21 protein-coding genes are annotated in these 24,726 nt (G+C 69.7%); 8 read left to right on the top strand and 13 right to left on the bottom strand.

Going from position 1 to position 24,726, the window contains the following annotated elements:
- Positions 1-48: 48 nt before the first annotated feature.
- A complete protein-coding gene (gene cyaY, locus ACT54X_RS12100) occupies positions 49-381 on the bottom strand; it encodes an iron donor protein CyaY (RefSeq protein ID WP_294370581.1) in 333 nt (110 codons plus the stop codon).
- Positions 382-436: 55 nt separating this feature from the next.
- On the opposite strand from cyaY, the gene lptM reads away from it, so the two are divergent.
- Both lptM and lysA read left to right on the top strand, forming a co-directional pair.
- On the top strand, positions 437-652 hold the full coding sequence (gene lptM, locus ACT54X_RS12095) for an LPS translocon maturation chaperone LptM (protein ID WP_476346705.1): 216 nt from the start codon (positions 437-439) through the stop codon (positions 650-652).
- Complete coding sequence (gene lysA / locus ACT54X_RS12090; protein WP_294370585.1) at positions 649-1,944, top strand: diaminopimelate decarboxylase; 1,296 nt, start codon at positions 649-651, stop codon at positions 1,942-1,944. Before lptM ends, lysA begins: the two co-directional genes overlap by 4 nt.
- Positions 1,945-1,982: 38 nt before the next feature.
- Here the strand turns inward: lysA and ACT54X_RS12085 are convergent, their stop codons facing one another.
- The 5 genes from ACT54X_RS12085 to ACT54X_RS12065 form a co-directional block, all read right to left on the bottom strand.
- A complete protein-coding gene (locus tag ACT54X_RS12085; protein WP_294370586.1) occupies positions 1,983-2,660 on the bottom strand; it encodes a protein-methionine-sulfoxide reductase heme-binding subunit MsrQ in 678 nt (225 codons plus the stop codon).
- Entirely contained in the window at positions 2,660-3,661 is a 1,002-nt protein-coding gene (msrP, locus tag ACT54X_RS12080; protein ID WP_294370588.1) for a protein-methionine-sulfoxide reductase catalytic subunit MsrP, read from the bottom strand. The genes ACT54X_RS12085 and msrP overlap by 1 nt, the downstream gene beginning before the upstream one ends.
- Before the next feature lie 166 nt (positions 3,662-3,827).
- The gene (gene ccsB, locus ACT54X_RS12075; protein WP_476346702.1) at positions 3,828-5,159 is read right to left on the bottom strand and encodes a c-type cytochrome biogenesis protein CcsB; all 1,332 of its coding nucleotides are present in this window, start codon (positions 5,157-5,159) and stop codon (positions 3,828-3,830) included.
- Complete coding sequence (locus tag ACT54X_RS12070) at positions 5,156-7,339, bottom strand: cytochrome c biogenesis protein ResB (protein ID WP_294370592.1); 2,184 nt, start codon at positions 7,337-7,339, stop codon at positions 5,156-5,158. The genes ccsB and ACT54X_RS12070 overlap by 4 nt, the downstream gene beginning before the upstream one ends.
- 113 nt (positions 7,340-7,452) lie before the next feature.
- A complete protein-coding gene (locus ACT54X_RS12065; protein WP_294370594.1) occupies positions 7,453-8,112 on the bottom strand; it encodes a c-type cytochrome in 660 nt (219 codons plus the stop codon).
- Positions 8,113-8,209: 97 nt separating this feature from the next.
- On the opposite strand from ACT54X_RS12065, the gene yihA reads away from it, so the two are divergent.
- Both yihA and ACT54X_RS12055 read left to right on the top strand, forming a co-directional pair.
- Positions 8,210-8,977 carry a ribosome biogenesis GTP-binding protein YihA/YsxC gene (gene yihA / locus ACT54X_RS12060; RefSeq protein ID WP_476346699.1) on the top strand — a complete coding sequence of 256 codons (768 nt, stop codon included), beginning with the start codon at positions 8,210-8,212 and terminating at the stop codon, positions 8,975-8,977.
- Positions 8,978-9,031: 54 nt separating this feature from the next.
- The gene (locus ACT54X_RS12055; RefSeq protein ID WP_294370596.1) at positions 9,032-9,937 is read left to right on the top strand and encodes an alpha/beta fold hydrolase; all 906 of its coding nucleotides are present in this window, start codon (positions 9,032-9,034) and stop codon (positions 9,935-9,937) included.
- A gap of 110 nt (positions 9,938-10,047) precedes the next feature.
- Here ACT54X_RS12055 and ACT54X_RS12050 read toward each other — a convergent pair whose 3' ends face one another.
- A complete protein-coding gene (locus ACT54X_RS12050; RefSeq protein ID WP_294370598.1) occupies positions 10,048-10,923 on the bottom strand; it encodes an LpxL/LpxP family acyltransferase in 876 nt (291 codons plus the stop codon).
- A complete protein-coding gene (locus tag ACT54X_RS12045; protein WP_476346696.1) occupies positions 10,920-11,792 on the bottom strand; it encodes a lysophospholipid acyltransferase family protein in 873 nt (290 codons plus the stop codon). Before ACT54X_RS12045 ends, ACT54X_RS12050 begins: the two co-directional genes overlap by 4 nt.
- A gap of 207 nt (positions 11,793-11,999) precedes the next feature.
- On the opposite strand from ACT54X_RS12045, the gene metK reads away from it, so the two are divergent.
- Positions 12,000-13,181, top strand: coding sequence for a methionine adenosyltransferase (metK, locus tag ACT54X_RS12040; RefSeq protein WP_058644196.1), 1,182 nt, complete (start codon positions 12,000-12,002; stop codon positions 13,179-13,181).
- A 981-nt stretch (positions 13,182-14,162) separates the two neighbouring features.
- Here metK and ACT54X_RS12035 read toward each other — a convergent pair.
- From ACT54X_RS12035 to ACT54X_RS12020, 4 genes are all read right to left on the bottom strand, one after another.
- A complete protein-coding gene (locus ACT54X_RS12035) occupies positions 14,163-15,167 on the bottom strand; it encodes a Bug family tripartite tricarboxylate transporter substrate binding protein (protein ID WP_294370602.1) in 1,005 nt (334 codons plus the stop codon).
- Positions 15,164-16,840 carry a hydantoinase B/oxoprolinase family protein gene (locus ACT54X_RS12030; protein ID WP_476346693.1) on the bottom strand — a complete coding sequence of 559 codons (1,677 nt, stop codon included), beginning with the start codon at positions 16,838-16,840 and terminating at the stop codon, positions 15,164-15,166. The genes ACT54X_RS12035 and ACT54X_RS12030 overlap by 4 nt, the downstream gene beginning before the upstream one ends.
- A gap of 151 nt (positions 16,841-16,991) precedes the next feature.
- The gene (locus ACT54X_RS12025; RefSeq protein WP_294370605.1) at positions 16,992-18,629 is read right to left on the bottom strand and encodes a hydantoinase/oxoprolinase family protein; all 1,638 of its coding nucleotides are present in this window, start codon (positions 18,627-18,629) and stop codon (positions 16,992-16,994) included.
- Entirely contained in the window at positions 18,629-19,867 is a 1,239-nt protein-coding gene (locus ACT54X_RS12020) for an NAD(P)/FAD-dependent oxidoreductase (RefSeq protein WP_294370606.1), read from the bottom strand. The genes ACT54X_RS12025 and ACT54X_RS12020 overlap by 1 nt, the downstream gene beginning before the upstream one ends.
- A 112-nt stretch (positions 19,868-19,979) precedes the next feature.
- Between ACT54X_RS12020 and ACT54X_RS12015 the strand changes: the two genes are divergently transcribed.
- Entirely contained in the window at positions 19,980-20,900 is a 921-nt protein-coding gene (locus ACT54X_RS12015) for a LysR family transcriptional regulator (RefSeq protein WP_294370607.1), read from the top strand.
- A 10-nt stretch (positions 20,901-20,910) separates the two neighbouring features.
- Here the strand turns inward: ACT54X_RS12015 and ACT54X_RS12010 are convergent, their stop codons facing one another.
- Positions 20,911-21,648, bottom strand: coding sequence for a GntR family transcriptional regulator (locus tag ACT54X_RS12010; protein WP_234194497.1), 738 nt, complete (start codon positions 21,646-21,648; stop codon positions 20,911-20,913).
- A gap of 282 nt (positions 21,649-21,930) precedes the next feature.
- Between ACT54X_RS12010 and ACT54X_RS12005 the strand changes: the two genes are divergently transcribed.
- On the top strand, positions 21,931-23,271 hold the full coding sequence (locus ACT54X_RS12005) for an aromatic ring-hydroxylating dioxygenase subunit alpha (protein WP_476346690.1): 1,341 nt from the start codon (positions 21,931-21,933) through the stop codon (positions 23,269-23,271).
- Between the two features lie 5 nt (positions 23,272-23,276).
- The gene (locus ACT54X_RS12000) at positions 23,277-24,716 is read left to right on the top strand and encodes a glutamine synthetase family protein (protein WP_294370614.1); all 1,440 of its coding nucleotides are present in this window, start codon (positions 23,277-23,279) and stop codon (positions 24,714-24,716) included.
- Positions 24,717-24,726: the final 10 nt, after the last annotated feature.

Genomic DNA, 24,726 nt, shown 5'->3' with positions numbered 1-24,726 from the left:
TTCCCGGCTGCCCCGACGCGGCCGGAGGCCCGCCGGGGCGCCTGCGGCTCAGCCCGCCCTGAAGCCCAGGGGCTCGCCCGCCTGCAGGCTGCACTCCTGCGATAACCGGGCAAAGAGCTCCTCGCCGGTCTTGGTGTCCACCCACTGCTGCCCGTCGTGGCGGAAGTGGTAGCCGCCGGTGCGGGCCGCCAGCCAGATCTCGTGCAGCGGCGGCTGCAGGTTCACCACCACCTGGCTGCGGTTGGCGAAGGTCAGCGTGATCATGCCGCCGACCCGCTGGTTGTCGATGTCCGCGTCGGTGTTCTCGTTGATCTGGTCGCAGCTGCGTTCGATGGCTGCCAGGGCGGATTCCGCGAGATCGAGGTACTGGGCGTCGGTCATGACTGGATAAAATTTCGCGATGTTGAATGCTCGGCAAATTCTAGTGAGCGCCCCCTTGCGCCACCTCGCCAAGGCCTTTGCGCTCGCGGCCCTCGCCGCCCTGTCGGCCTGTGGCCAGCGGGGCGCGCTCTACCTGCCGACCGAGCCCGCTGCCGCCCAGCGCGCCACCCTGCCGCAGGTGCTCACCGGCTCCGGCAACAAGGCCGCGCCAGCACCTGCCGACGCCGCCAGCGCACCGGCCTCCACCTCGGCTCCCGCTTCCCGTCAATGACCGCCTCTCCCGCTTTCGCCGGCACCGTGCTGCCGGGCCAACCCCATATTGCCCGCGAGGGCGGCACGCTGCGTGTCGAACAGGCCGACCTGCAGGCGCTCGCGCGCGAACATGGCACGCCGCTGTTCGTCTATTCCAAGCAGTGGATGCTCGATGCGCTGTCCGCCTACCGCCGCGGCCTCGAAGGTCGCGACGCGCTGGTCTGCTATGCGATGAAGGCAAACTCCTCGCTCGGCGTGCTGCGCGTCTTCGCCGAAGCCGGCTGCGGTTTCGACATCGTCTCCGGCGGCGAACTGGCCCGTGTGCTGGCGGCAGGCGCCGATGCGCGCAAGGTGATCTTCTCCGGCGTGGGCAAGACCCGCGCCGAGATGCGCCAGGCCCTGGACGCCGGCATCGCCTGCTTCAACGTCGAGAGCGAAGCCGAGCTCGACGTGCTGAGCGCAGTGGCCGTGGCCGCCGGCAAGCGCGCGCCGGTCAGCCTGCGCATCAATCCCAACGTCGACGCGAAGACGCATCCGTACATCTCCACCGGCCTCAAGGGCAACAAGTTCGGCATCGCCCACGATCGCGCGGTCGAGGTCTACCGGCATGCCGCGTCGCTGCCGGGGCTGGCCGTGGTCGGCATCGACTGCCACATCGGCTCGCAGATCACCGAGGCCTCGCCCTACCTGGATGCGCTGGAGCGCGTGCTCGACCTGGTGCAGGCCATCGAGGCCCAGGACATCCGGCTGCAGCATCTGGACTTCGGCGGCGGCCTGGGCATCGACTACAACGGCGACACGCCACCCGCCGCCGATGCGCTGTGGCAGCAGTTGCTGGCCCGGCTGGACGCCCGTGGCTTCGGCGACCGCAAGCTGGTCATCGAGCCCGGCCGCTCGCTGGTGGGCAACGCAGGCGTCTGCCTGACCGAGGTGCTCTACACCAAGCCCGGCGAAGAGAAGAACTTCTGCATCGTCGACGCAGCCATGAACGACCTGCCCAGGCCCGCCATGTACGAGGCCTTCCACCGCATCGAACCGGTGGTGCTGAAGGCGGATGCCGAGCCGGTGCGCTACGACGTGGTCGGCCCGGTGTGCGAAAGCGGCGACTGGCTGGGCCGCGACCGCGACCTCGCGGTGCAGTCCGGCGACCTGCTGGCCGTGCTCTCGGCCGGGGCCTATTGCATGAGCATGGCCAGCAACTACAACACCCGCGGCCGCGCGGCCGAAGTGCTGGTCAGTGGCACCGAGGCCCGACTCATCCGCCGGCGCGAGACGGTGGAAGACCAGTTGCGCGCAGAGCAACTGCTTTGACATGACAAAGGCGGCCCAGGCCGCCTTCTTTCATGGCGCTACCGCGTGGCGCTTGCTCTGCGCGTGGCAACTGCATGCCACACGCGCCAGCCCAGCAACACCGCAATGACGACCGCGTAGATGCCGACCTCGCCGAAGTTGTTCTTGCCGGCCCGCATCCAGAAGAAGTGCAGCAGCCCCAGCCCGGCGCACAGGTAGACCAGGCGATGCAGCCGCTGCCAGCGCTTGCCGCCCAGCGCCTTGATCGCGCGGTTGAAGGAGGTGGCGGCCAGCAGCGTCAGCAGCACGAAGGCCGCAAATCCCACCAGGATGAAGGGCCGCTTGGGAATGTCCGCCACGATGGCCGGCAGGTCGAAGCCCATGTCGAACCACGAGTAGCACAGCAGGTGCACCACCACGTAGAAGTAGGCGAAGAGCCCCAGCATGCGGCGCCAGCGCGCGATCGCGGTGAGCCTGGCCATGACGCGCAGCGGCGTCACGGCCAGCACGATGCAGAGAAAGCGCAGGGCCCAGTCGCCCGTGGCACGCAGCAGGTACTCCGCCGGGTTGGCGCCGAGTTGGTCGGCCACGGCGCCATAAAGCAGCCACGCGAAGGGCAGCAGGCACAGCACGAACACCGCCGGCTTGGCAACCGGATGCATCAGCAGCCGGTTGAGCCCGTGACCGCCCGCGGGCCGGGCTGCCGGCCTGCGGCCCGCCTGTGCAGCCGTCGCCATCAGTAGAACTTCTTCAGGTCCATGCCCGCATAGAGCTGGCCGACCTGCGCCTCGTAGCCGTTGAACATCAACGTCTTGCGCCGCTTGGCGAACAGGCCGCCGGGCTCACCGATGCGGCGCTCGGTGGCCTGGCTCCAGCGCGGATGGTCCACCTCGGGATTCACGTTGGAATAGAAGCCGTATTCGTTGGCCGCCGCCTTGTTCCAGGCCGTGCCCGGCTCCTTCTCGACAAAGCGGATCTTGACGATGGACTTGGCCGACTTGAAGCCGTACTTCCAGGGCACCACGATGCGCACCGGCGCGCCGTTCTGGTTGGGCAGCACCTCGCCGTACATGCCGAAGGTCAGCAGCGTCAGCGGATGCATGGCCTCATCCATGCGCAGGCCCTCGGCATAGGGCCAATCGAGCACGCGCGAGCCGACGAAGGGCATGGTCTTCGGATCGGCCAGCGTCACGAACTCCACGTACTTGGCATTGCCCTGCGGCTCGACCCGCTTGATCAGCTCGGCCAGCGAATAGCCGACCCACGGGATCACCATCGACCAGCCCTCGACGCAGCGCAGGCGGTAGACCCGCTCTTCCTGCGCGGAAAGTTTGAGCAAGTCCTCGATGCCGTACTTGCCGGGCTTCTTGACCAGACCCTCGACCTCGACCGTCCACGGCCGGGTCTTGAGGGTGTGGGCGTTCTTGGCCGGGTCGGCCTTGTCGGTGCCGAACTCGTAGAAGTTGTTGTAGGTGGTCGCGTCCTTGTAGTCGGTGACCTTTTCCATCACCTGCGCGCCCGCCACGTTCGACTTGGCACCCGGCAAGGCAGCCAGCTTGCCGCCGGAGTTCTGGGCCTGCGCCATCGCCTCGCGGCCGGCCCAGCCGGCCAGGGCCGCACCAGCGGCGCCGGTCGCCATCAGGCGCAGGAGTTGCCGGCGCTGTTCGTACACCGCGCGCGGCGTGATTTCGCTGGAGATGGGATGAACGAAGCCGTCATCGCGGGAACGGATCAGCATGGGGGAGCCCTTTCGCAGGCGGTGGGACACAGGTGGACCCTGAGGAGTTCGGTGCCCACGTCCATTTGGTTACGCAGGCGGGCTCCACCTGGATTTCAGTCTGCCCCAAAAGCCCTGCCCCCGCCGCGGGTGGGGCTGGGCCGGCACGCGGGCCGGCGGCCGTGGCCTACAGCGTGCCGTAGCTGTGCAGGCCCGACAGGAACATGTTGACGCCCAGGAAGGCGAAGGTGGTCACCGCCAGGCCTACCAGCGCCCACCACGAGGCGACCGTGCCGCGCAGGCCCTTGACCAGTCGCATGTGCAGCCAGGCCGCGTAGTTGAGCCAGACGATCAGCGCCCAGGTCTCCTTCGGATCCCAGCTCCAGTAGCCGCCCCAGGCGTCGGCGGCCCACAGCGCGCCCAGCACCGTGGCGATGGTGAAGAAGGCGAAGCCGACGGCGATGGCCTTGTACATCACGTCGTCCAGCACCTCGAAGGCCGGCAGGCGGGCGGCGATGCGGCGGCGGCCCAGCAGGATGCCGGCCGCGATCAGCGCAGAGATGAGCGCATAGCCCACCCAGTAGCTGCCGCCCGCCTCGGCCACACCACGCTGGCGGAAGGCGATGGGCACGAAGCACAGCGCCGCGCCCAGCAGCCAGATGGGTGTCAGGCGCCACCAGCGGGTCTCGGCCGCCTGCTGCTTGATAAGGTAGGCGAAGGCCACCATGGCCGCCAGAGAGAAGGTGCCGTAGCCGATGAAGTTGGCCGGCACGTGCAGCTTCATCCACCAGCTCTGCAGGGCCGGCACCAGCGGCTGGATCTCGTGCGCGCCGCGCACCAGCGTGTACCAGAGCAAAAAGCCCACCGCGGCGCTGACCACCAGCATCACGAAGGCGCCGAGCGCGCGGGTGCGGTAGCGCTCCTCGTAGTAGAGGTAGAAGGCCGCCGTCATCCAGCAGAAGAGCACGAAGACCTCGTAGAGGTTGCTCACCGGGATGTGGCCGATGTCGGGACCGATCTGGTGGCTCTCGTACCAGCGCACCATGGTGCCGATCAGCGCCATTGTCACGGCGGCCCAGGCCAGGCGCGAGCCGATGCGCTCCATGGCGTCGGATTGACCGCTGGCAAAAAAGCCCAGCCAGTAGAAGACGGTGCTCATGAAGAAGAGCACGCTCATCCACAGGATGGCCGACTGGCTGGAGATGAAGTATTTGAGCCAGAACACGGTGTCAGCCCGCGCCAGGTCGCCCTGGTAGCTCACGATGGCCAGCACCGAGGCGGCGGCCACCACGACGCCCAGGCGCTGCAGCGGCCGCCAGAACCAGCCCAGCCACACCAGCGCCGGCAGCGTGCCCAGCAGGATTGCCTTTTCGTACCCGTCCATCGCGCCGTGATAGCGCGCCAGCGCGAACAGCCCGCCCGCCAGCACGAAGGCGGCAAACAACCAGTCGGTCAGGCTGCGGCGGGAAAACCAGCCTTCGTTGAGGCTCAGCGTGGTGGTGCTGGTGACGGTGTTCATCGGGATGGTGTCTCCGCAGAAGAAGGCGTGTCGGCCGGGGGCAGGCCCAGCAGGCGCTCGCGCAGGCGGTGGAATTCCTTGTCGGTGTCCAGGCCGCGGCGGTTGACCGAGAGGGCCATCGACGCCTCGGCGCCGGTTCCGTCGGCACGGGGCGCCAGCCACACCCACAGCCGCCGCTCGCGGACGTAGAGCATGGCAAAAATGCCCACGATCAGCAACAGGCAGCCCAGGTAGACCACGCTCTTGCCCGGCGCGCGGGCCACCTGGAAGACGCTGGCCTGCACCTGCGTGAAGTCGGTCAGCATGAGCGCCACGGGCGCTGGGTAGAAGGCGGCGTCGCTCAGCGAGAGCACGGCTTGCGTGAGCCAAGCCTGGGATTTCTCGTCGCGCTGCAGTGGCGGCTGACCCGCCTGCGTGCGGCTCAGGTTGAGCAGCTCGAAGAGCACGTCGTTGACCACGCGCACCAGGATCTGACCCGCGCGCTCGCGCTCGGCTCCGGGCACCTGCTGGTCGATGAATTCGGCGATGGCCTGCCAGCCGGAGGCATTGCGCCCATCCGCGCGCGCCGTGCCGGCCTGCAGTTGCTCGGCACCGGCAAACAGGCCGATGGCGCGCAGGGCCGAGGCACGCAGCTGCTGCGCCTGCTCCGGCCGATCGGGGCCGATGGCCTGGGCCACGTAGCGGTCGACGGCCTGGGCGCGCACGGCCGGGTCGGCCAGCGCCTCGCGCAGGCGGGTAAAGCCCGCCGTGCCCATCTCGTCGTCGGCGGGCACGCGCAGGTAGCGGAAAGGCTGGTCGGGCTGCTCCCGCACACCCAGCAGGAAGACCGGCGGCGCGCCCTCCTCCATCACCGTCGGCACCATGTAGTTCTGGTACTCGCGCGCCTGACCGGCCGCGTCGCGCAGCTTGTAGCCGATGCTCGGGCCGATGTTGCGCAGCTCCTTGGGCTTGTCCACCTTGTGGGCCGCGCCCAGACGCGACTCAAGGCTGCCAACCAGATCCACCTTGCGCACGTCGGCCCCGCTGCCGCCGTTGGCGCCGGCGAAGTTCTCGACGTTGATCACGCGCAGCGCGGTGTATTCGAGCGTGAGCTTGTCCTTGCCGTTGGTCAGCTCGGTGCTGGTGCCGATGGTGCCCTCGACCTCGAAGGGCTTGGCCGCCGCGCCCATGGGCACTGCGCGCAGCTTCACGCGCGAGCCGCCATCGTCGAAGCTGGATTGGTAGATCTCGATGCCCTTCCAGCTCGCGGGATGGTTGACCTCGATGCGCGCAGTCTTGGTCTCGCCGCTGGCGCGGTCGTGCAGCACCACCTCGCTGGCGAAGAGCTTGGGCATGCCGGTCGCGTAGTAGTCGACGATGAACTTCTTGAGCTCGATGGCGAAGGGCAGCTCTTGCAGCAGCACGCCATCGGCCTGGTTGAGGATGGCCACCGACGACTGCGCGCCCTCGGGCACCAGGATGTTGCCGCGGAAGGTCGGGTTGGTCGGCGCGAGGCGGTGCTGCGCGGGCACGTCCGCGATCATGCCGCCGCCGGTGTAGACCGACTTGTCGCCCAGCCAGGTCTGTGCACGCACGATCAGGTCGCCGTCGAGCAGGCCGCCCAGGCAGATCAGCACGATGGCGCCGTGGGCCGCGATGTAGCCCAGCTTGTTGGCGCCGCCCGCACGGGCCGCCACCATCCAGCCCGCCGGCGCGCCGGCCGTCTCGCGCTTCTGCAGCTTGACCTTCCAGCCGCCCCCAACCAGTTGCTGGCCGATGCGGTTGGCGGCGGCGTCGGGCGACTCGGCCAACACCGTCTCGGCGCGCAGGCCGAAGGCCTTCAGGCCCTGCACGCGAAGGTCTTCCTTGTAGCTGCGCAGGTCGCTCATGATGCGCGGCGTGTTGCGCGCGATGCACAGCGAGGTGCTGATCACCAGGAAGGCCAGGATCAGCAGGAACCACCAGGCGCTGTAGATGGTGTCCAGCCGCGCGCTGCGGAACACCTGCGCCCAGAAGGGCCCGAACTGGTTGATGTAGTTGTTGATCGGCTCCTGCTGCTTGAGCACGGTGCCGATCACGGATGCGATGCAGATCACCGTCAGCAGCGCGATGGCGAAGCGCATCGACGACAGCAGCTCCACGGCGGCGCGCAAGGACTGCGAGCCGGTTCGAAGGCGAAGGCCGTGGGTGGAGACGCTCATGACGGAAGGCAGCAATGGGCAGGAAAAAGGGCGGGCGATCCCCAGGGATCGGCCCGCCCTTGTTGAGTTGGATTGTCGGCGGTTGGTTCGACGGTTTTTTGACTTGCGTTAAGTCAACGCAGGCCGGCAATGTAGTCGGCCACGGCCTTGATCTCGCGGTCGTTCATCTTGGCGGCCACGCCCGTCATCTGCGGGCTGTTGGCGCGGATGCCATCACGGAAGGCCTTCAGCTGGCCCTCCGTGTAGTCGGAATGCTGGCCACCCAGGCGCGGGTACTGGGCGGGGATGCCGGCGCCGGTGGGGCTGTGGCAACCGGCGCACGCGGGCACCTGGCGGTCGGCAATGCCGCCGCGGTAGATGCGCTCGCCCAGCACGACGAGGTCCTTCTCCTTGGCGAAGCCGGGCTTGACCGTCTTGCTGCCCAGGAACCATGCGATGTCTCGCATGTCCTGTTCGCTCAGGTTGGCGACCATGGGCTGCATGATCGCGCTCTTGCGCTTGCCGGACTTGAACTCGTGCAGCTGCTTGAGGATGTACTCGGGATGCTGCTGCGCCAGCTTGGGGTTGGCGGCGATGGCCGAATTGCCGTCGGCGTTGTGGCACGAGGCGCAGGCGACACCATTGGACGGGGCTGTCGTGAAGAGGGTATCGCCCTTGGCCGGATCCGGCTTGGCGGGCTTGGCCGCGGTGGCCGGAGCATCTGCCGCCATGGCCGTTCCCCCCAGAACGGTCCCCAGCACGGCAGCAAGCAGATAAGGCGCGAACAACTTCATATCGTGGGCTTCTTCACTTGTACGCTGACTGGCGCAAAACCGGGCAATTCTACAATCGCCCTCCCTTTCCACGGCCTCCTTGAGAACCCTGTACCGAATGGATCAAACTTTTCCGCCCTCTCCTGCGGATGACGCGGCCGACGCCGCAGCGGCACCCGCCAGCGGATCGGCGGAGAACGCCAGTCCGCCCGCCTCCACCGTCCCTGCGACGCCCGCACCCGCCGCCAGCTTTGCCGAGCGCGCCCGCACCGCCCTGGGCTGGATGCACACCGCCCACTTCCTGCTCAGCTCGCCGCGGCTGGACACCCTGCCCCCGCTGGGTCTGCCCGAGATCGCCTTCGTCGGCCGCTCCAACGCTGGCAAGTCGACGGCCATCAACACGCTGACCCAGCAGAAGCGGCTGGCCTTCGCGTCCAAGACGCCCGGCCGCACGCAGCACATCAACCTGTTCGGCGTGGGCAAGGGCCAGGTGGACGACGCCGTGCTGGCCGACCTGCCCGGCTATGGTTATGCCGCGGTGCCACGCGAGGCCAAGCTGCGCTGGCAGCGCGTCATGGGCAACTACCTGATGACCCGCGAGCAGCTGTCCGGTGTCGTGCTGATGTGCGACCCGCGCCTGGGCATGACCGAGCTGGACGAGGTGCTGCTGGAAGTGATCCGCCCACGCGTGGAGCAGGGCCTGAACTTCCTGGTGCTGCTGACCAAGGCCGACAAGCTCACGCGGGCAGAGGCCAACAAGGCACTGTCGATTGCGCGACTGCAGGCCGGCGGCGGCGAGGTCAGACTCTTCTCCGCCCTCAAGAAGCAGGGTGTGGACGAGGCAGCCGAGATCATCTGGCGCTGGACGCACCCCGACGCCGCCTGACGCGCCTGCCCGACCGCGCATGTCGTCCGGCCCCACAGACAGGAGACATGTGCGATGACCAACATCCAGACCTTCGAACGCGCGCTGCCGCACGGCATCACGCTCAGCTGTCGCGCGGCGGGCGAGCCGGGGCGGCCACTGATGCTCTTCCTCCACGGCTTTCCGGAGGCGGCCTTCATCTGGGACCCGCTGCTGGCGCACTTCGCCCGGCCGGAGAACGGCGGTTATCGCTGCGTGGCGCCCAACCTGCGTGGCTTCGAACGCTCCAGCGCGCCGGCGGAGGTGGAGGCCTACCAGGCCCACCGCCTCATGCAGGACCTGCGCGCCCTGGCCGAGAGCGAATCGGCCGGCGGGCATATCGACACGCTGATCGCCCACGACTGGGGCGGCGCCTTCGGCTGGGGCATGGCCAACGCGATGCCCGAGCGCATCGGCCGGCTCGTGATCATCAATTCGCCGCATGCCGGCACCTTCGCGCGCGAGCTGAAGAACAGCTCCGAGCAGCAGGAAGCCAGCGCCTACATGAACTGGCTGGCGCGCCCCGGCAGCGAGGAGGTGCTGGCGCGCGACGACTTCGCGCGCCTCTTCGGCATGCTGTCGTCCATGCAGGCCGGTGCTGGCAATGCCGACTGGCTCACCGAGGACGTGAAGGCGCAGTACCGGGATGTGTGGTCGCAGGGACTGGTGGGCGCCTGCAACCTCTACCGCGTCACGCCGCTCAAGCCTGGCGCCGACATTCCCGACATCCCGCGCGAGCGCGTGACGGTGGACATCCCAACCCTGGTGCTATGGGGCATGGCCGACATCGCGCTGCGCCCAGGCCTGCTCGATGGCCTGGGGGACTACGTGCCCCAGCTCGAGGTCGAGCGGCTGGAAGGCGCCACGCACTGGGTGGTGCACGAGCAGCCTGAACTGGTGATGGCACGCATCGGCGCCTTCATCCGGCGCCATCCGGCCTGAGAAGCAGCCTTTGCATGCAGGGACGTCCAGTCGAACGAAGACTCGGGCTGAGCCTGTGAACGAAGACCGTTCGAGCTGAGCCTGTCGAAGCCTGGAAGCAGCGTTCCTCCCTAGTACACCGAGGGCTCGCCCGGCGGCCGCGTCTTGAAGCGCCGGTGCACCCAGTAGTACTGCGCGGGCATCGTGCGGATCCACTCGGCCAGCTGCGCATTCATGCGCGCCGTGTCCGCGATGGCGTCATGGGTCGGAAAGTCCTGCCAGGACGGCAGCACCTCGATCTCATAGCCGTCCTTGGTCAGCCGCGACAGCACCGGCACGACCTTGGCGCGCGCCAGCCGCGAGAAGCGCGACAGCGAGGGCGTGGTCGCCGCCAGCGTGTGGAAGAAAGGCACGAACTCCGTGTGTGCTGGACCGAAGTCCATGTCCGGCAGCAGATACAAGAGGCCGCCGCGGCGCAGGTTGGCCACGATCTGCTTCACGCCGTCCATGCGGTGCAGCACCGTCACGTTGCCGAAACGGGTGCGACCCTCGCGCGTCCATTCGTCCATCACCGGGTTGCGCTGCGTGGTGTAGATGGTGGTGGACTGCTTGGGCGTGTGCATGGTCAGCCGCGTGGCGGCGGCATCCAGGCCGTAGAAGTGCGGCGCGAAGAGGATGGTGGGCTGCTCGCCCACGTCGATCTCGTCCAGCGCGCCTTTGAGCGTCACGCGCTGGCGGATCACCTCGGCCGGCGCATGCCACAGCCAGGCGCGGTCGAACCAGGCCTGGGCGACGTACACGAAGGTCTGGCGCGCGATGCGGCGCCGCTCCTCGGGCGTCTTCTCGGGGAAGCACAGGGCCAGGTTGACGTCCACCACATGGCGGCGGGGCTTGGCCAGAGCGTGCAGCACCGGGCCGAGGGCCGCGCCCAGTCCACGTACCACCGGCAGCGGCAATCGGGCCAGCGCACGCATGAAGCCGATGCCCAGCCGGGCCGAAACACTCATCGCGCCGTCTCCATCTCGGCGCGCGGCGCCTTGTAGCGGGCATAGTCCCAGACGTATTGCCCGGGCAGGCTCAGGATCAATTGCTCGATGCCTCGATTCATGGCGGTGGCGGCCTCTTCGGGGGCGGCTTTGGGGTCGGAGAGGGCCGGCGCATCCAGCGGCTGCAGGTGCACGGCATAGCCACGGCCGCGCGGCAGCCGCTCGCACACGCCCAGGAAGACCTGGGCGCCGGTCAGCTGCGCGAGGCGCGGCACGAGGGTCATGGTGTAGGCGGGCCGACCGAAGAAGGGCGCCCAGACGCCCTGCCCCGTCGGCGGCACCTGATCGGGCAGGATGCCGGTGTAGCCGCCTTTCTTGAGCGCACGCATCAGCCCGCGCACGCCCGACACGTCGGTGGGCAGCATGTGCAGGCCGGGCCGGTCGCGCGAACCTTCCATCAGCGCCGCCATCCACGGCTTGCGTGGGGGACGGAACAGCGCGGTGATCGGCCCGTGGCTGGCCAGGAAGCGCTCGCCCAGGGCCTGGCCCAGCAATTCCCAGCAGCCCAGATGCGGCGAGATGACGATGGCGCCGCGGCCCGATGCCAGCGCGGCGCCCAGGGCCTCGTCGCCCGTCCACTGGCGCACACGGGGCAGCACGCTCTCGCCCGCCGGGCGGGCCCAGAGCCAGGGCAGTTCGGCGGCCATGCGGCCGGCGGCGGCGATGGCCGGGCGCCATTGCTCGGGCGTCAGGCCGGCCTGCGCGGCATTCGCGCGAAAACGCCGCCGGTAGTCCGACGCCAACGCCCAGACCAGCCAGCCCAGCAGCCCGCCGAGCGCATGCATCAGCGGCAGCGGCGCACGGGCAAGCAGACGAAACAACGCGATCATCAGGTGTTGTCGGACAAACGGGTGGGTGGAAAACCGACGCGCGGCCCAGCGGGCTGGGACCGGCATGAATAGAATCGAAATTGTCGCCGAGTTACAGGACTACTTGCAGGGCGACGTTAAACCCAACTGCTAAAGCGTTCGCCAGAGACTCCCGAGGTTGCCGGCAAACGCCCGGTCCGCATCCTTCACGCAGGAGTTTTCTCGAACATGGCGAACGACTTTCTCTTCACTTCCGAATCGGTGTCCGAGGGCCATCCGGACAAGGTGGCCGACCAGATCTCGGACGCGATCCTCGATGCCATCTTCGAACAGGACCCGCGCTCGCGCGTGGCCGCCGAGACGCTGACCAACACCGGCCTCGTGGTGCTCGCGGGCGAGATCACCACCAACGCGCATGTCGACTACATCCAGGTCGCGCGCGACACCATCAAGCGCATCGGCTACGACAACACCGACTACGGCATCGACTACAAAGGCTGCGCGGTCATGGTCTGCTACGACAAGCAGTCCAACGACATTGCCCAGGGCGTGGACCATGCCAGCGACGACCACCTGAACACCGGCGCCGGCGACCAGGGCCTGATGTTCGGCTATGCGTGCGACGAGACGCCCGAGCTGATGCCCGCGCCGATCTACTACGCCCACCGCCTGGTCGAGCGCCAGGCCCAGCTGCGCAAGGACGGCCGCCTGCCCTTCCTGCGTCCCGACGCCAAGAGCCAGGTGACGATGCGCTACGTGGACGGCAAGCCGCACAGCATCGACACCGTGGTGCTCTCCACGCAGCACCACCCCGACCAGAGCGAGACGCCCACCAAGATGAAGGCCAGCTTCATCGAGGCGGTGATCGAGGAGATCATCAAGCCGGTGCTGCCCAAGGAGTGGCTGCAGGAGACGCGCTACCTGATCAACCCCACGGGCCGTTTCGTCATCGGCGGTCCGCAGGGCGACTGCGGCCTGACGGGCCGCAAGATCATCGTGGACACCTACGGCGGCGCCTGCCCGCACGGCGGCGGCGCCTTCTCGGGCAAGGACCCGTCGAAGGTGGACCGCTCGGCCGCCTACGCGGCCCGCTACGTGGCCAAGAACGTGGTGGCTGCGGGCCTGGCGCGCCAGTGCCAGGTGCAGGTCGCCTATGCCATCGGCGTGGCCAAGCCGATGAACATCACCGTCTACACCGAAGGCACGGGCGTGATTTCGGACGACAAGATCGCGGCGCTGGTCAACGAGCATTTCGACCTGCGTCCGAAGGGCATCATCCAGATGCTGGACCTGCTGCGTCCCATCTACGCCAAGACCGCCGCCTATGGCCACTTCGGCCGCGAGGAGCCGGAGTTCACGTGGGAGCGCACGGACAAGGCGGCTGCGCTGAAGGCGGCTGCGGGGCTGTGATCCGGTTCCTCCGCTGAGTGAGTGACGGGGCTCTTCGGGGCCCCGTTTTGTTTTGGGGCTTTCTGCGTGAGGCCGTTCGGCTGCTGGGCAGGCGCCCTTTGGCTCATGGGGGCAACTCGCCACTCGTCACGCACACGCACGAAGCGAGGGCATTCGCCGGGGACGCGCGCGGGGTCGGGGGACCGTTGTCTCCGCGAAGGCGCCCGGCGGGAACGGCCCCCAGGGCGCGGCCGATGTGCGTGCCCCTCGCTGAACGCTCGGGGTCCCCTGCGGTGCTCGCCTGGCGAGTGCGTGGCGCAACTCGCTGCGCGCTGACGCGCTCCGCTCGGACAAGCGCCACGAGTCAGAGACGGCCGGTGCGCGATGTTCGCGCACCTCACTCGCCAGGCTGCGCGCCTCGGCACGCCCAACGGCCGCGCCCTGGGGGCCGCTCCCGCCGGGGCTTCACGGTTGATTGAAGAGCGTGGTCGCTGGGCAGTCCACCAACTCCCGACTTGAACAGGTATCGGCCCGCCCTGAAGGTGTTCGAAGAACGGCAAAGGGGCCACGTCCACCCGATCACCCTGGAGCCGGCCCCGGCCCGCCCGGCCGACTCGCCCTCAGGATGCGCCGAGGCGCGCAGCCGGATGAGCGAGGCCCGCGGCCTCCGCGGGCCGGTCGTGACCGACTCGCGGCGTTTGTTTGAGCGGAGCTGCCGGCAGGCAGCGCAGCGAGTTACGCCGCGCGCTCATCCGGCGAGCACCGCAGGCTCCGCGAGCGTTCAGCGAGCGGCGCAGCCTGTGGGCGAGGCGGCCGGGCGGGCCGGGGCTGGCGGAGCGCCCAGCGCCCGGAAACCCCACTCAAAAGCCACATCCGCGGGCATCTGTCGGTGGACTGCATCAAAGGCAAGAGGCATCGAAACGCCTGCGCAACGCAGCGGTTGCCAAGGTAGACCAACCCGACCATCACCGTCCTTGCCAAACTCAGCAGTCGCACCAAAGCTCAATCCGCCCGCGCCCCCGAGTACTTCACGATCGGCGTCCACTTCTTCACCTCGGCCTCGATCAGCGCCTTGAAGGCCGCCGGCGTCGTGCCCTCGACGATGAAACCGCGAGAGGCGAAGTACTCGCGCACGTCCGGTGAACGCACCGCCTTGTTCACTTCGGCACTCAGCTTCTCCACCACCTCGGGCGGCGTGCCGGCAGGCGCGAACAGCCCCTGCCACGACAGGGCCTCGAAACCCTTGAGGCCCGCCTCGTCCAGCGTCGGCACGTCCGGCAGCATCGGGTGCCGCGTCTTCGACGTGACCGCCAGCGCCCGCAGCTTGCCCGCCTGGATCTGCGGCATCAGCACCAGCACGTCGCCGAAGGTGGCCTGGATCTGCCCGCTCATCAGGTCCGTCAGCATGCCCGCGCTGCCGCGGTAAGGGATGTGGACCATCGACACCCCCGCCGCCTGTTTGTACATCTCGCCCGTCAGGTGCATCGACGTGCCGTTGCCCGCCGAGCCGTAGCTCAGGCCACCCGGCTTCGATTTGGCCAGCGCCAGGAACTCCTGCGCCGTACGCACCTTCACGTCGGGATTCACGGCCAGCACCAGCGGCGCGCTCACCACCATCGAGACCGGCGCGAAGTCCTTCACCACGTCATAGGGCAGCTTGGCGTACAGCGCCTGCGCGATGGCATTGCTGCCGGTCACGCCCATCAGCAGCGTGTAGCCGTCCGGCGCGGACTTGGCCACGTAGTCGGCGCCCACGGTGCCACCGGCACCGGCGCGGTTGTCCACCACCACCGGCTGGCCCCAGGCACTGGCCAACTTGTCGCCGATGCGCCGCGCCAGCACGTCGGTGCTGCCGCCGGGCGGAAAGGGCACGACGATGTGGATGGGCTTGTTCGGATAGGCGCCCTGCGCCTGGCCGAGGACCGGCGCCAGCAGAGCACCGGTCGCAAGCGTCGCCACCAGGGCCAGGCCAGCGCGGCGACGAAGGGAGAAGGACGTTCGGTTCATGGGCACTCCTGGCGTGGGTCGGGATGGAAGGAAGACGACGGGGAAAGCAACGAAGACGGCGGCGGCGACGGGGTGCCTGCAGTGGCGGCCACCGCACCCCAGCCGCCGCCGCCTGCGGTCTCGATGAACAGCAGATCACCGGCCTGCCAGCGCACGCGACTGCGCGCGGCCAGCGGCTGCACGCGCCCGTCGGCATGCAGAAGGCGTGCCGACGCGCTGGCACCCGCGCCGCCGCCCTGGGCGCCGCGGGCCTGGCTGCGGTGACGCTCGCCGCGGTAGGCGATCCAGCCTTCGCCGTCGAGCAGCAGGTATTCGCGCCGCACACCGTCGCCGCCGGCCTGCGCGCCCGCGCCCCCGGAGCCGCGGCGGATGGCGTACTGCAACACACGCAGTGGCGCTTCGGCCTCGATCACCTCGATGGGCGTGTTGCGCGCGTTGCCCACGTCGGTGGAAACGCCCGCGCGGCCCGGCGCCGTGGAGCTGGCGCCGGCACCGCTGGCGATGATCTCGGTGAACATCCAGCGCTCACCGTCGCCGCGCGTGCCGCTGAGCGCGAGCACGGTCGCCACGCCGGCATGCGGGGCCACGCCCTCGCCTTGCGCGCCCGTGGCCTGGGCCCACGCGCCGAGGATGGCGTTGCAGGCCAGCTTGACGGTGGCCGTGCGGGCGTTGACCGCGGCCGGCCAATCGGGATTGACCACGCTGTGCGGCGGCAGCCGCAGCGTCAGCGGTGCCAGGCAGCCCGCGTTGTTGGGCGCCTGCGGCGCCAGCGTGCGCATGAAGAACAGCGCCGCCGACAGCATCGCCGCCGCGGACGCGTTGAGCGGTCCGCGCACCTGCGGCGCGCTGCCCTCGAAGTCGAGCGTGATCGCTTCGCCATGCTTGTGCAGCCGCACGGCGATGGCGATGGGCTCGGCACCCTCGCCGTCGCCATCGAGCGCGTCGTGCCAGTGCCACTCGCCATCGGGCACGGCGGCCAGCGCGGCGCGGGTCATGTCGGCGGACTGGGCGAGCAATGCCTCGCACACGGCCGCGAAGCGCTCGCCGGTGTGGCGGGCGATCTGCCGCAGTTCACGCGCGCCCTGGGCCAGCGCCGTCCACTGCGCCTCGAGGTCACCGCGCAGGTTGGCGGGCGTGCGCGTGTTGGCGCCCAGGATGGCGTCGATGTCGGGCAGCACGCCCGCCGCATCGCGCCAGCGCACGGGCGGCAGACGCAGGCCTTCCTGGTGGATCTCGATCGCGTCGGGCGGGATGGAGCCCGGCGCCATGCCGCCCACATCCTGGTGGTGCAGGCTGGTGGCCGCCAGGGCGATCAGTTCGCGGCCGTCGAAGACGGGATGCACCAGCGCGATGTCGGGCAGGTGCGTGCCACCCGACCACGGGTCGTTGAGCAGATAGACATCGCCGTTGCGCATGGCGCCGGCCGGAAAGCGCGCCAGCACCCCGGCCACGGCCGGGATCAGCGAGCCCAGCAGCAACGGCAGCGAACGCGCCTGCGCCAGCAGGCGGCCGTCGGGCAGGAACAGCGCCGCCGCGCAGTCGCCGCCCTCGCGGGCGATGGTAGAGACGGCGGCGCGCATCATGGCCGACTGCATGCGGTCGGCCGCGCCCTGCAGAGCCAGACGCAAGGGCTCCATGCGCAGGGCGATGGCGGGGTCGGCGTGCGGGGTCATCGGGCGGCACCTTCTGCACAGGCAGCGAGACGCGGTCTTGCCCCCTCTCCCGCGAGGGGAGAGGAGCGGCTGGGGCACTCCCGGGCGAACGAAAGGGCGCGCTCGCGGCATTGGCCGGTGAACGCTGAAAAGCGGATGCAGCGCGGCGATCTCATGACGACACCGCCAGCTGCAGGCTGCCATCGCCCTCGATCCGCCAGCGCCAGCCAGCAGGCACCCAGACCGTGGTCATCGGCGCAAAGAGCGCAGCCGGACCATGGCCCTCCGGCGCGATGCCGGCCCAGGCCTCGCGCACCGTGCGCAATGGCCTCGTGGCCGACTCCGCAGGGCCGCGTACCATGCCCAACGCGGCCATCACGCCCGCCTGCGGCAGCACGCGCACGGCGGCCATGCCGGCGAGCGCCGCGACCTCCGCGGCATGCTGCGCGCCGCCGCCGCCCACGGCCACCAGCAGCGCGTCCGCTGGATCCAGCCCGCGCTGGAAGGCATGGGTCTTGAGTGCCTCGGCCATGTGCGCGGCAGCCGCCTGCACCACGGCCTCGGCCGCTTCGGCGAGCGGCAGGCCCAGCGGCACGGCCACGTCGCGCGCGAGCGCGGCCTCGGCGGCACGGCAGTCCAGCGCCAGTCCGCCCGCCAACCGATCAGGCAGACGGCCGAGCACGCACAGTGCATCGCTCAGCGTCGCCAAGGTGCCGCCCTGCCCGTAGGCTGCCGGCCCCGGCCAGGCGCCCTGCGAGCGCGGGCCGATGCGCAGCGCCCCGCCCGCCAGCACCTGAAGCACGCTGCCGCCGCCGATGGCGATGGAGGCGATGTCCACGCAGCGCTGGCGGATGCCCAGCCCGCCGCATTCCAGCGATTCGGCGAAGGCCGACTGGCCGCCGTGCAGCAGCCCGATGTCGGCACTGGTGCCACCCACGTCCAGCGTGAGCAGGGCGCCACGGCGGGCGCCTTCGTCCAGGCAGGCCGCCACGCCGCGCAGGGCGGCGCAGGGGCCGGACATGGCCAGCCCGATCGGCCGCGCGGCCAGGTCCTGCCAGGGCCGGACCACGCCTTCGGAATGCATGAGCATCGGTGCAGGCAACCGACGGGCGGAGAGCGCCTCGGCCAGCGCCCGCAGGTAGCCGGCCGCCAGCGGCTTGGCGTAGGCATCCAGCGCGGTGGTGAGCGCGCGCTCGAACTCGCGCGGCGCCGGGTCGACCTCGTGCGAGAGCGAGACGTGCAGATGCGGCAGACGCGCCCGCATCAGCTCACCAACCTGCTGCTCATGCGAAGGGTTGCGGTGCGAGAACAGCAGGCAGACCGCCACCGCCTGCACGCCCGCGGCCGCGATGGCGTCTGCGGCGGCGTCGAGCGCCGTCAGGTCCAGCGGCTCGACCTCGCGGCCCCCGGCATCGATGCGCCCGCCGATCTCGAAGCGCAGCGGCTGCGGAAAGAGCGCCGCCTCGGGCACCGCTGGCGCGATCACGGGCTCGTACAGCGCACGCCGATCCTGCCGCGCCAGCACCGGCACATCGCCGAAGCCACGCGTCAGCAGCAAGGCGATGGGCGGCCGGTCCAGCTCCAGCAGCAGGTTGGTGATGACGGTGGAGCCATGCACCACCCGGCCGACCTCGGCCGGCGCGATGCCTGCCTCTGCGCATAGCCGATCGATCGCCTCCACCACCGGCTCGGCCAGACGCCGACCAGCACGCGGATGCTTGATCGCCACGCTGCGCCCGTCCTCGTGCAGCGCCACGGCATCGACGAAGGTGCCGCCCATGTCCACGCCCAGCGACCAGGGCGCTGCCATCACCGGAAGCGCTCCGGCGAGAAGGGCATCAGGTCCACCTGCGTGGGCCGGCCGGCCACCAGGTGCGCGATCTCGCGGCCGGTGGTGGCGCCCATGCACATGCCCATGTGGCCGTGGCCGAAGGCCAGCCAGGCGTTGTCGGCGCTGCGCGCCGTGCCCACCACCGGGAGGCTGTCGGGCAGGCAGGGCCGATGGCCCATCCAGCGGGTGAAGGCCGAGGTGTCCAGGTGCGGAAAGAGCTGCCGGCCCTGCGCCAGCAGCGCGTCGGCCCGGGCCAGGTTGGGCTCGGCAGCCAGGCCGGCGAATTCCACCGTGCCCGCCAGCCGCAGACCCATGGCCATGGGGTTGACCATCAGGTTGTGCTCCACCGCCATCACCGTGTGGCGAAGCTGCAGGTTGGAGCTCTGCACGGTGACGTGGTAGCCGCGCTGGGTCTCCAGCATCACCGGGCTGCCCAGCGCGGCGGCGAGCCGGCCGGACCAGGCACCCGCGGCCACGACCACGCCGTCCACCGCCAGGGGCGCCCCCGCGTCCAGCTTCACGGCCGTGACGCGGCTGCCCTGCCGCTCGAAGCCGGTGACGCGCTGACGCAGGTGCGTCGCGCCGTCGGCCAGGCACTGGGCATGCAGCGCCTTCACCAGCGCGGAAGGGTCGGTGGTCGAGCCGTTCTCCGGCGCGAGGATGCCGAAGCGGAAGCGCCCCTTGAGGTCCGGCTCCAGCGCCTCCAGCTCGTCCTGCTCCACGTCGCGCATCTGCACGCCGAGCGAACGGCGCAGCTCCATGCCCCAGGCCCACTGCGCCGCCGTCTCGCGCGAGGAAAAGACATACAGGCAGCCGCTGCGCCGCACCAGATGCTGGGCCTGGGCATGGGCCAGCAGCGGCTCGTAGCTGTCGAAGATGGGCGCCAGCAGCGTGCGCAACGCGGTGGCGATGCGCGTGACCTCCTCGCGCGAGGAATGCCGCAGCATCCGCAGCAGCCAGGGCAGCACCACCGGCGCATAGGCCCAGCGCACCGTCAGCGGCCCCAGCGGGTCGAGCAGCCAGCGCGGCACCTTCTTCCACATGCCGGGCATGCCCACGGGGAGGCAGGCGCTGGGCGAGAGCGAGCCGGCGTTGCCGAAGGAGCAGGCCTCCCCCGCTTCCTGCGGGTCGACGAAGGTGATGCGATGGCCGTCGCGCTGCAGCCAGGCGGCGGTGCAGCTGCCCACGATTCCGGTTCCGATGACGGCGATGTGCATGGGCCGGCATTCTGGAAAGCTTGTCGGCCATCAAGCCAGCCAATTCTTTTCATGGGCCCATCAAGACTTCTGATAATCGGCCGCTTCCCATCGCCTTGCCCGTTCCACGCTGGTGCAGCCCTCCCCCACCCTCAACGCCCTCAGCCTGCGGCAGATGCGCGCCTTTGCCGCCGTCGCCCGCGCGGGCAGCTTCACGGCCGCAGCGCGGCAGGTCAACCTCACGCAGTCGGCCGTCAGCATGCTGGTACAGCAGCTGGAAGAGGCGCTGGGCCTGCCGCTCTTCGACCGCGGCCAGAGCGTGACGCTGACCGAGGCCGGCCGCCAGCTGCTGCCGCTGGCCCGACGCATCCTGGACGACCTGCAGCAGATGGCCGAAGGCGCCTCGGACCTGCGCTCGCTGCGCACCGGCCTGCTGCGCGTCGTGGCGCCGCAGATGCTGGCCTGCACCTGGGTGGCGGCCGTGCTGGGCGAGTTCGAGGCGGCGCATCCCGAGATCGGCCTGCGCATGGCGGACGCCACGGCCGATGCGGTGGTCGGCACGGTGCGCCGTGGCGATGCCGAACTGGGTGTGGGGCCCGAGCGGCCCACCGGCGAAGACGTGGCCCGCACCTTCCTGATGGACGTGCCGATCCGCCTGGTCTGCGCCGCCGGCCATCCGCTGGCCGGGCGCAAGGCCGTGGCCTGGGACGAGCTGCGCAACGAGCGCTGGGTGCTCTATTCGAGCGAGTTCAACCGCCACCTGGAGCGGCACCTGCATGCGCACGATGCCTCGCTCTCGCTGCAGACCGCCGCCGAAGTGGAGTACCTGACCACCGCCCTGGCGCTGGTCGGCGTGGGCACCGGGCTGGCGGCGGTGCCGGACTATGCGCGGTCCTTCGCCGACAACTTCGGCCTGCGCTTCATCGAGCTGCGGGGGCCGGAGATGCGGCGGCCCTACTACATCTACCAGCGCCGGGGGCTGGCGCTGTCGCCGCCGGCCCTCGCGTTCGTCCAACTGCTTCAGCAACGCGCGGCGCGGGCTGCCGCGGGCTGAGCGACGGTTGTCAGCTCCGGCCGCGGCTGCCGGCCACGAGGCGCATGCCGGGCATCAGTTGCGCGGCCAGGTCGGGCCGCTCCAGTGCGTAGTCCAGGTTCATGCGGGCGATTTCCACATGCTCCTCGCCCAGCGCCTGGGCGCGCGAACCCTGGCCGCGCTCGATGGCCTGCACGAGGGCATGGTGGGTGCGGTGGGCCTGGCGCATCCACTGCTGCCCTTCTTCCATCGAGGACTGCATGGGCAGCATGGCACTGGGCGCGGCAAAGGGCTGGCTGGCCAGCATCTCCAGCGTGCGCAGCACGGCCGCATTGCCGCAGCCTTCGAGGATCAGGCGGTGGAAGCGGTCGTTCATCTCCACGTACGCGGCGTAGTCGTCGAGCTCCATGGTGGGCTTGTTGACGGCACGGTCGCCCTCGTCCAGGCAGTCGTGCAGCTGGCGCAACAGCTGGCGAGAGGCGCCATCCTCGGCCAGCAGGCGGGCCGCGAAGCCCTCGATCACGCCGCGCACGCGGATGGCGTCGGCGATCTCGCGCGAGGTGAAGGCCCGCATCTGGTAGCCGCCTGAGGGCGAGGGCTCGATCAGCCCTTCATGCTCCAGGCTCGCCAGCGCCAGCCGAACCGGCGTGCGCGAGGCGCCGAGGCGCTCCGAGAGCGGGATCTCCGCCAGGCGCTCGCCCGGGCCGAATTCGCCCTTGAGGATCATGTCCCGGAGTTGGACGAGCACGCGTGATTGTTGGGAGTCCATGGCGCAGTTCCGAAGCTGCGGCGGATTCTAGGCGCCGGCGTGCAGCGGCATGCCCATGGCGCACCTTGGCGCGCAAGTTGCATGCAGAAGAAGGATCGCCTGGGCGACGGCAGTGATGCCCGGCGCTGGTGCATTCCCTCGCTCCATCCTCACCAACAAAGGGAAAAATGCTCCGGCATCTTGCAGCCGGGCCAGACACGCGCCATTGACGGAACACAAGGATCGGCCCGACACTGCATGCAATTGCATACAACGAAGTGCAGACCTTCGATGGAGTAACCCATGATCACCCAGGAACAGAACGACTTCATGACCCGCGTCGCCCCCGGCAAGCCGGCCGGCGAACTGCTGCGGCGCTACTGGCAGCCCGTCGCGCTGCTGGAAGAACTGGACGGCCCGCGCCCGCTCAAGGCCGTCAAGCTGATGGGCCAGGACTTCGTGCTCTTCCGCGACGAGACCGGCCGCCTGGGCCTGCTCGACCGCGACTGTCCGCACCGCGGTGCCGATCTGGCCTTCGGCCGGCTGGAGGACGGCGGCCTGCGCTGCCCCTTCCACGGCTGGCTGTTCGACGCCACCGGCCAGTGCCTGGAAACGCCCGCCGAGCCCGTGGGCAGCAAGATGTGCACGCGCATCCAGCAGGGCGCCTACCCGGTGGTTGAGCGCTCGGGCATCGTCTTTGCATACATCGGCCCGGGCGAGCCGCCGGCCTTCCCGGAGTTCGACTGCTTCGTCGCACCCGGCACGCACACCTTCGCCTTCAAGGGCCTGTGGGAATGCAACTGGCTGCAGGCGCTGGAGGTGGGCATGGACCCGGCCCATGCCTCCTTCCTGCACCGCTTCTTCGAGGACGAAGACACGTCGGAGAGCTACGGCAAGCAGTTCCGCGGCGCCTCGGCCGACTCCGACCTGCCCATCACCAAGGTACTGCGCGAATACGACCGGCCCGAGATCGCCGTCGAGCCCACCGAGTACGGCATGCGCCTGACCACGCTGCGCAAGCTCGATGAAAAGGCCACCCATGTGCGCGTGACCAACGTGATGTTCCCGCAGGCCTTCGTCATTCCCATGAGTGCGGAGATGACCATCACCCAGTGGCATGTGCCGGTGGACGACACCCACACCTACTGGTATGCCATCTTCACCAGCTTCACCGGCCCGGTGGACAAGCAGCAGATGCGCGAGCAGCGCCTGGCCACCATCGAGCTGCCCGACTACGTCTCGCGCCGCAACAAGTCCAACCAGTACGGCTACGACGTGCAGGAGCAGGCCAGCCAGACCTTCACCGGCATGGGCATGGACATCAACGTGCACGACCAGTGGGCCTGCGAATCGCAGGGCCCCATCCAGGACCGCAGCCGCGAGCACCTGGGCGCCACCGACAAGGGCATCATCACCTTCCGCCGCATGCTGGTGCGCGCCATCGAGAGCGTGCAGCGCGGCGAGCGCGAGGCGCCCCTGCTGATCGGCGCCGACCAAGCTGCCGCCTTCAGCGGCCCGCCCTCCATCGACGGCGTGAACGACCGCGGCAGCGACAACGACGCCTACTGGCGCGAGGCCGACCGAGAGCGCCGCCTCAAGAGCAGCTGGGCCGCCGCCCGGCTGAACAACGGCCAGGCGGGCTGAGCGCCATGGCGAGCTTCGTGGACCGCCACGGCCTGTGGACCGACGAGCAGGCCCGCCAGGCCGCCGAGCTGGACCGGCGCCTGGCCAGCGGCGAGGTGGACGTGGTGCGCTTCGCCTGGCCCGACCAGCACGGCCTGCTGCGCGGCAAGACCCTGGTGGCCAGCGAAGCGCGCAGCACGCTGCGCGGCGGCGTCAACCTCACCACCACCCTGCTGGCCAAGGACACCTCGCACAAGACGGTGTTTCCGGTCTTCAGCGCCGGCGGCGGCTTCGCGTTGCCCGGTCTGCAGGGCGGCGCCGATTTCACCCTGGTGGCCGACCCCGGCACCTTCCGCATCCTGCCCTGGGCCAAGAAGACCGGCTGGGTGCTGTGCGATGCCTACATGGCCGACGGCAGCCCCTGTCCCTTCGCCACGCGGCGCATCCTGCAGAAGGCGGTGGATGAACTGGGCCGCGAGGGCCTGGACTTCGTCGCCGGGCTGGAGGTGGAGTTCCACGTCTTCCAGCTCGACGATGCGCGCATGGGCCTGGCCGACTCGGGCCAGCCCGGCGAGCCGCCGCGCGTGTCGCTGCTGTCGCATGGCCACCAGTACCTCACCGAGCTGCGCTACGACCGCGTCGATGCGGTGATGCAGGTGCTGCACGACCAGCTCATCGCGCTGGGCCTGCCGTTGCGCTCGTTGGAGATCGAGTTCGGGCCGAGCCAGTTCGAGCTCACCTTCGGTCCCACCACGGGGCTGACACCCGCCGACACCATGGTGCTGCTGCGCAGCGCCATCAAGCAGATCTGCCAGCGGCAGGGCTGGCACGCCACCTTCATGTGCCGGCCGAAGATTCCGAACGTGATGTCCAGCGGCTGGCACCTGCACCAGTCGCTGCGGCGGCGCGGCGATGGCGTCAACGCGTTCATCCCGGAAGAAGGCGCGGAAGACCTGAGCCCGCTGGGCATGCATTGGCTGGCCGGCCTCAAGGCCCATGCGGTGGGCGCCTCGGTGCTGGCCTGCCCGACGATCAACGGCTACCGGCGTTATCGGCCCTTCTCGCTGGCACCCGATCGGGCCATCTGGGCGCGGGACAACCGCGGCGCCATGCTGCGCGTGCTGGGCGGCCCGGGCGATGCCGGCACCCGCATCGAGAACCGCGTGGGGGAGCCAACGGCCAATCCGTATCTGTACCTGGCGTCGCAGATCCACGCCGGCCTCGATGGCATGGTCCGCCGCCTCGACCCCGGCCCCAGCGCCGACGCGCCCTACGAGACGCCGGCCGAGCCGCTGCCCCGCTCGCTGGGCGATGCGCTGGCCGCGCTGCAGGCCGACGAGGTGCTGGTCGAGCGCTTCGGCCGCACCTTCGTGGACTACTACTGCCACATCAAGCAGGCGGAGATCGCGCGGTTCAACCTGGAGGTCTCCGAATGGGAGCACCGCGAGTATTTCGATATGTACTAGGCCCACCCCC

This window comes from Pseudacidovorax sp. DMC4, assembly GCF_056314265.1.
Note: the sequence above shows the minus strand (reverse complement) of the source record. Positions and strands in the feature narration are given on the sequence as shown.

Excerpts from the sequence above, each read along its gene's own strand:
- cyaY (WP_294370581.1), bottom strand. The coding sequence starts at position 381 with ATGACCGACGCCCAGTACCTCGATCTCGCGGAATCCGCCCTGGCAGCC.
- lysA (WP_294370585.1), top strand. The coding sequence starts at position 649 with ATGACCGCCTCTCCCGCTTTCGCCGGCACCGTGCTGCCGGGCCAACCC.
- ACT54X_RS12085 (WP_294370586.1), bottom strand. The coding sequence starts at position 2,660 with ATGGCGACGGCTGCACAGGCGGGCCGCAGGCCGGCAGCCCGGCCCGCG.
- msrP (WP_294370588.1), bottom strand. The coding sequence starts at position 3,661 with ATGCTGATCCGTTCCCGCGATGACGGCTTCGTTCATCCCATCTCCAGC.
- ccsB (WP_476346702.1), bottom strand. The coding sequence starts at position 5,159 with ATGAACACCGTCACCAGCACCACCACGCTGAGCCTCAACGAAGGCTGG.
- ACT54X_RS12070 (WP_294370592.1), bottom strand. The coding sequence starts at position 7,339 with ATGAGCGTCTCCACCCACGGCCTTCGCCTTCGAACCGGCTCGCAGTCC.
- ACT54X_RS12065 (WP_294370594.1), bottom strand. The coding sequence starts at position 8,112 with ATGAAGTTGTTCGCGCCTTATCTGCTTGCTGCCGTGCTGGGGACCGTT.
- yihA (WP_476346699.1), top strand. The coding sequence starts at position 8,210 with ATGGATCAAACTTTTCCGCCCTCTCCTGCGGATGACGCGGCCGACGCC.
- ACT54X_RS12055 (WP_294370596.1), top strand. The coding sequence starts at position 9,032 with ATGACCAACATCCAGACCTTCGAACGCGCGCTGCCGCACGGCATCACG.
- ACT54X_RS12050 (WP_294370598.1), bottom strand. The coding sequence starts at position 10,923 with ATGAGTGTTTCGGCCCGGCTGGGCATCGGCTTCATGCGTGCGCTGGCC.
- ACT54X_RS12045 (WP_476346696.1), bottom strand. The coding sequence starts at position 11,792 with ATGATCGCGTTGTTTCGTCTGCTTGCCCGTGCGCCGCTGCCGCTGATG.
- metK (WP_058644196.1), top strand. The coding sequence starts at position 12,000 with ATGGCGAACGACTTTCTCTTCACTTCCGAATCGGTGTCCGAGGGCCAT.
- ACT54X_RS12035 (WP_294370602.1), bottom strand. The coding sequence starts at position 15,167 with ATGAACCGAACGTCCTTCTCCCTTCGTCGCCGCGCTGGCCTGGCCCTG.
- ACT54X_RS12030 (WP_476346693.1), bottom strand. The coding sequence starts at position 16,840 with ATGACCCCGCACGCCGACCCCGCCATCGCCCTGCGCATGGAGCCCTTG.
- ACT54X_RS12025 (WP_294370605.1), bottom strand. The coding sequence starts at position 18,629 with ATGGCAGCGCCCTGGTCGCTGGGCGTGGACATGGGCGGCACCTTCGTC.
- ACT54X_RS12020 (WP_294370606.1), bottom strand. The coding sequence starts at position 19,867 with ATGCACATCGCCGTCATCGGAACCGGAATCGTGGGCAGCTGCACCGCC.
- ACT54X_RS12010 (WP_234194497.1), bottom strand. The coding sequence starts at position 21,648 with ATGGACTCCCAACAATCACGCGTGCTCGTCCAACTCCGGGACATGATC.
- ACT54X_RS12005 (WP_476346690.1), top strand. The coding sequence starts at position 21,931 with ATGATCACCCAGGAACAGAACGACTTCATGACCCGCGTCGCCCCCGGC.
- ACT54X_RS12000 (WP_294370614.1), top strand. The coding sequence starts at position 23,277 with ATGGCGAGCTTCGTGGACCGCCACGGCCTGTGGACCGACGAGCAGGCC.